Below are 5,352 nucleotides of genomic sequence, written 5' to 3'. Positions count from 1 at the left end.
GTGGGTGACGAAGGCGCAGGCAGCACCGCTGGCTCCGCCGGCGCGGCGGCAGGCGCCACGGGCACGGCTCCCGAAATGGATCCGACAAGCCGCCTGACGGAGATGGGCCACACGAACATCGAGCCCTCCACCTCCGCGTCGGGCACGGCCGAAGGCGAAACGTCCTACACGGCGACCAATGCCTCCGGCGAGCCTGTCGAAGTTGTGGTCGATACGCGCACCGGCGCGGTCGTCCGCGAGACCGGGAGCACAACGGTGGACACGCCGTCGAAGGACAACCCGTAAGTCGAATCTCCGGTCTGCGGCCTAAGCTGCTGATTGGAAACGGAATTGCGGCGCAAGACGCGAGGCGTTTTGCGCCGCTTTCTGTCTACGAATGATGCGCCGTCGCCCTCCTCCGGATTTTTCATAATTCCTGTCCCGTTACGGGAGCCAAAGCGCGGCGAGAGAGTTCTATTCAAAAGGCTTTGGCGGGCGGACGAACAAGGAAGATCGAAAAACATGACACTGTTCAGGAAAACGTTTCTTGCTGGCGCGGCGGGCATTGCCCTCATGGCTGTGCCCGGGGCCGCGCTCGCGCAGTCGACCACCACGGTCATCACGAACACCGGCGGTACCGTCTATGCAACCCCGGTGGATCGGACTGGCTCCACCACGACGGTCGTCACCACGACAACCACTACGGGCGGCCGCGCCATGATTGTGGATCCGATCGCGCATCTGAAGGCCAAGGGCTATTCCGACCTCAGGCAGACCCCCGGCGTTGCGCTTGAAAGCCAGATGGCTTTCAAGGCCGCCAATAGATGGGGGCACCCGGTAACTGTCGTGATGGACCGGTGGACGGGCGATGTTGTGAGGGAAACTTCGAGCCGGACGCTCAACAAGCCGTCCAAGAACTGACGCCTGTTCGCGAGGCCACGGCTGCCGGGGAGCGTGCAGGCGCTCCCCCTGTGCTCGTCTTCAGAACTCGAATTCGATCCGCATCCCGTCATAAGCGGGCTCCACGCCGGGTGGCAATTCCGCCTTTAGCGTGGCGTAATCGAGATCGACGTGAAGGTTCGTCAGCACGCCGCGCCCGGCGGTCGAGCGCTTCAGCCATCCGAGCGACATTTCGACATGCGCATGCGTCGGATGCGGCGCGTAGCGCAGCGCATCGACGATCCAGCAATCTATTCCATCCAGTAGCGCAAAACTCTCATCCGGTATGCCAACGGCGTCGGCCGAATAGGCCAGCGGCCCGAAACGGAAACCGAGCGAGCGGATGCTGCCATGGTCCTGATCGAACGGCAGCGCCCTCACCTCTCCGCCCGGCCCGTCGACCACGATTTCCTGTCCCGGCACCACCAGGTGATCGTTGAGAATGGCCGGATAGCCGGAGCCCGGCTGCTCGCGGAAGCAATAACCGAACCGGCCGAGCAGCGTGTCATGCGTCGGCTGGTCCATCCAGCAGTCGACGCGCCGCCGCTTGTTGATCGCCACCATCCGCAGGTCGTCGATGCCGTGGGTCTGGTCGGCATGGTCATGGGTGAACAGCACCGCGTCCACCCAGCCCGTATCCGCATCGATGAGCTGGTCGCGCAGGTCCGGCGACGTGTCGACCAGCACCACGGTCTTCGCCGTCGGGTCGCGGTCCCATTGCTCGATCAGCAGCGAGCAGCGCCGCCGCCGGTTCTTCGGCTCGTTCGGATCGCAGGCGCCCCAGAAGCCGCCGCCCGCGCCGATCCGGGGCACGCCGCCGGACGAACCGGAGCCGAGTATCGTCGCCCGCATCTTCATCCGCGCAACACCGCTTCGGGCGGCACGCGCGAGAATAGCCGCAGGAAATTGGCCGTGGTCGTCGCCGCCAGCTCTTCCAGCGGCACACCCTTGATCTCCGCCACCTTCGCCGCCGTATGCACCACGAAGGCGGGCTCATTGCGCTTGCCGCGCTTCGGCACCGGCGCCAGGTAAGGCGCGTCCGTCTCCACCAGCAGCCGGTCCATTGGCACCGCCGCCGCCGTCGCGCGCAGCTCCTCGGCGCTCTTGAACGTCACGATGCCGGAAAGCGATATGTAAAGCCCGAGAAACAGAGCCTTTTCAGCGAGTTGCGGGCTTGAGCTGAAGCAATGCAGCAGTCCTGGAAAAGCCCCCTTCCCCGTCTCCTCATCCAGTATCTGAGCCATGTCCTCATCCGCGTCGCGCGTATGCACGATAAGCGGCAGCCTTGTCTCGCGCGCCGCCGCGATATGCGACCGGAAATTCCGCTTCTGCGCCTCGCGGGGGCTGTGCTCGTAATAATAGTCGAGCCCCGTCTCGCCGATGCCGACGACCTTCGGATGCTTCGCCATCTCGATTAGCGTCGCCGTATCCGTCTCCGGCTCGCTCGCGGCCTCATGCGGATGGATGCCGACCGTGCAATAGACATGGCTGAACCGTTCCGCCACCGCCCTCACCCGGTCGAACTCGCTCACCTTGGTCGAGATCGTCACCATCAGCCCCACGCCCGCCGCGTGCGCGCGCGCCACCACCTCCTCGACCTCTGTCCCGAAATCCGGAAAGTCGAGATGGCAATGGCTGTCGATGAGAACGGGCAGCGTCACGACGAGGCGGCCTCCGGCTCCACATAGCGCGGGAACACACCTGCGGGCGCCGGCAGCGCGGTCCCGGCCGCAAGCGCGTGCTCCGGCCCGAGCGTCCCGAAGCCGCGCGCATCCTCCGCCAGCGCAAGCTGGTCGAGGATCTTCGCCGCCGCTTCCGGCATCACCGGCTGGATCAGGATGCCGATATGGCGGATCGCCTCCGCCAGCACGTAAAGCACCGTCGCCATCCGCGCCGGATCGGTCTTGCGCAAGGTCCAGGGCGCCTGCTCGTCGACATAGCGGTTGGCGTCCCCGCACAGCCCCCAGATCGCCTCGAGCCCCTTGTGGAACGCCTGCACGTCGAATTCCGCCCGCACCCGGCCGATGAGCCCATGCGCCGTCGCCAGCAGCGCCTTGTCGGCCTCGCCGAACGGACCCGGCACCGGAACCGCGCCGCCGCAATTCTTGGCGATCATGCTCAGCACCCGCTGTACCAGATTGCCGAGATCGTTGGCGAGGTCGCCATTCGTCCGGTGCACGATCGACTTGTGCGAGAAGTCGCCGTCATTGCCGAACGGCACTTCGCGCAGCAGGAAATAGCGCGACGCATCGAGCCCATAGGTCGAGACGAGGTCGCCCGGCGCCACCACATTGCCGAGCGACTTCGACATCTTCTGCCCCTCGATCGTCCACCAGCCATGCGCGAACACGCGCTTCGGTGTCGGCAGGTCCGCCGCCAGCAGAAAGGCCGGCCAATAGACCGTGTGGAAACGCAGGATGTCCTTGCCGATCACATGCAGGTCGGCCGGCCAGTACCGCTTGTATTGCGCGGTCTCCGTATCGGGATAACCCACCGCTGTGATGTAGTTCGTCAGCGCGTCGAGCCACACATACATGATGTGCTTTTCGTCGCCCGGCACCGGCACGCCCCAATCGAACGTGGTGCGGCTGATCGAGAGATCGCGCAATCCGCCTTTGACGAAGCTCGTCACCTCGTTGCGGCGGCTCGCCGGCGCGATGAAGTCGGGATGTTCCTCGTAGAATTTCAGCAGCGGCTCCGCCCAGGCCGACAGCCGGAAGAAATAGGACGGCTCTTCCACCCATTCGCATTCCGCGCCCGACGGCGCGATCTTCTTGCCGTTCGGGCCAACGGTCAGCTCGTCCTCGTCGTAGAACGCCTCGTCGCGCACGGCATACCAGCCGGCATAGGAGCCGAGATAGATATGCCCCTTCTCCTCCATCGCCTTCCACAGCGCCTGGCAGGCGGCGGCATGGCGCGGCTCGGTGGTGCGGATGAAGTCGTCGTTGGAATAGTTCATCGTCTCGCACAGATCGAAGAAGTTCTTCGAAACGCGGTCGGTGAATTCCTTCGGCGTGATCCCGGCCAGTGCCGCCGCCTTCTCGACCTTCTGCCCGTGCTCGTCCGTGCCCGTCAGGAACTTCACGTCGAACCCGTCCAGCCGCTTGAACCGCGCCAGCACATCGCAGGCAAGCGTCGTGTAGGCGTGGCCGATATGCGGCACGTCGTTGACGTAATAGATCGGCGTCGTGATGTAGAAGGCCTTGGACTCGTTCATTCTGCTTTTAAACCTGGTTACTCGATGTCGGTCTGGCCTTCTCCACCCTCCCCCCGTGGGAGGGTCAAACGGCGCAAGCCGTTTGGGGAGGGGTTGCGGAGGGAATCCGGTAACGGACGTTAGCGGATTTGTCGTCGCCCGGCGATCTGCCCTCACGCACCGGCGCGTTCGCTCGCGGCGGCTTCGAGCATCGAAAAGACGTTCAGGATCACGAGCTTGCGATCCGTGTTGAGCGCCTCGCCGCGGGCGGTGAATTGGCTGATCTTTTCCCATACCTCGACCCACCGATCAAGGCTGCCCCCGGCCGCGAGCCGCGCCATGGCGGCGCCCTCTCCCGCCACGATGTCGGGGCCGGGATCGAGCCCCGCGCCCCTCCGCACCAGCCGCTGCAGCCAGTGCGTCAGCAGCTCGATCATGGTCTCGTAGGCGTCGTCCGCGCCCTTGCGGCCCGCCTTGTCGGCAAAGGCATGAACCCCCGCCACGTCAAGCCGCGGCAGCCCCACAAGCAGGCCCGCCAGTTCCTTGTAGAGCCCGAGCCCGCCGCCCGCCGCGATCGAAAGCGCCCTGCCCGCGCTCCCCTCGGCAAGCTGCGCGATCGGCGCCCGCTCCGCCGCCGGCGTTGCCGCGAATTTCCGCCTCGCCTCCTTCCCGCGCACCTCTGCATATCTTTCGGCGGGTTCCATCATGGCCACGATGTCCCGCTCCGCCAGCGGCGTCAGCCGCAGCATCCGGCAGCGCGAACGGATCGTCGGCAGAAGCTGACCGGGCTGGTGGCTCAGCACCAGGAAAAGCCCGTTCGGCGGCGGCTCCTCCAGCGCCTTCAGAAGCGCATTGGCGGAATTGACGTTCATCTCGTCGGCGCTGTCGATGATGACCACGCGCCAGGCGCCGCGCTCGGTCGCCGTCAGCCCGAAGAAGTGTCCGATGCGGCGAACCTCGTCCACGGGAATGACGGTCTTGAGCTTCTTCGTCTTGTCGTCATGGGGCCGCCGCACGGCGAGGAGGTTCGGGTGGCTGTTCGCCGCCACCTGGTGAAAGGCGGCCGCGCTTTCCGGCACCGACAGGTCGCGCGCGCCCGCGGCCCGTGCCGCTTCCGGTGTTCCGTAATGCAGCGCGAACTTCGCCATCCGGTAGGCCAGCGTCGCCTTGCCGATGCCTTTCGGGCCCGTCAGCAGCCAGGCATGCTGCATCCGCCCGCTCATGAAGGCGTCGAACAG

General features: G+C 65.6%; 6 protein-coding genes. 2 read left to right on the top strand and 4 right to left on the bottom strand.

What is annotated here, in order from left to right; genetic code table 11:
• Together Q8S60_RS05645 and Q8S60_RS05640 are read left to right on the top strand one after the other, a co-directional pair.
• A partial coding sequence (locus tag Q8S60_RS05645; RefSeq protein ID WP_305668423.1) for a hypothetical protein occupies positions 1-285 on the top strand: 285 nt, incomplete at its 5' end.
• Between the two features lie 267 nt (positions 286-552).
• A complete protein-coding gene (locus Q8S60_RS05640) occupies positions 553-900 on the top strand; it encodes a hypothetical protein (protein ID WP_305277742.1) in 348 nt (115 codons plus the stop codon).
• 60 nt (positions 901-960) lie between these two features.
• Here Q8S60_RS05640 and Q8S60_RS05635 read toward each other — a convergent pair whose 3' ends face one another.
• The 4 genes from Q8S60_RS05635 to Q8S60_RS05620 form a co-directional block, all read right to left on the bottom strand.
• Complete coding sequence (locus Q8S60_RS05635) at positions 961-1,776, bottom strand: MBL fold metallo-hydrolase (RefSeq protein ID WP_305277743.1); 816 nt, start codon at positions 1,774-1,776, stop codon at positions 961-963.
• Positions 1,773-2,579, bottom strand: coding sequence for a TatD family hydrolase (locus tag Q8S60_RS05630; RefSeq protein WP_305277744.1), 807 nt, complete (start codon positions 2,577-2,579; stop codon positions 1,773-1,775). Before Q8S60_RS05630 ends, Q8S60_RS05635 begins: the two co-directional genes overlap by 4 nt.
• A complete protein-coding gene (gene metG / locus Q8S60_RS05625; protein ID WP_305277745.1) occupies positions 2,576-4,135 on the bottom strand; it encodes a methionine--tRNA ligase in 1,560 nt (519 codons plus the stop codon). The genes Q8S60_RS05630 and metG overlap by 4 nt, the downstream gene beginning before the upstream one ends.
• A 152-nt stretch (positions 4,136-4,287) precedes the next feature.
• A partial coding sequence (locus Q8S60_RS05620; protein ID WP_305668422.1) for a DNA polymerase III subunit delta' occupies positions 4,288-5,352 on the bottom strand: 1,065 nt, incomplete at its 5' end.

It is taken from the genome of Parvibaculum sp. (assembly GCF_030694575.1).
Taxonomy (GTDB): Bacteria; Pseudomonadota; Alphaproteobacteria; order Parvibaculales; family Parvibaculaceae; genus Parvibaculum.
Note: the sequence above shows the minus strand (reverse complement) of the source record. Positions and strands in the feature narration are given on the sequence as shown.

Bases quoted from the DNA above. Each gene is read 5' to 3' on its own strand.
- Q8S60_RS05640 (WP_305277742.1), top strand. From the start codon at position 553: ATGGCTGTGCCCGGGGCCGCGCTCGCGCAGTCGACCACCACGGTCATC.
- Q8S60_RS05635 (WP_305277743.1), bottom strand. From the start codon at position 1,776: ATGAAGATGCGGGCGACGATACTCGGCTCCGGTTCGTCCGGCGGCGTG.
- metG (WP_305277745.1), bottom strand. From the start codon at position 4,135: ATGAACGAGTCCAAGGCCTTCTACATCACGACGCCGATCTATTACGTC.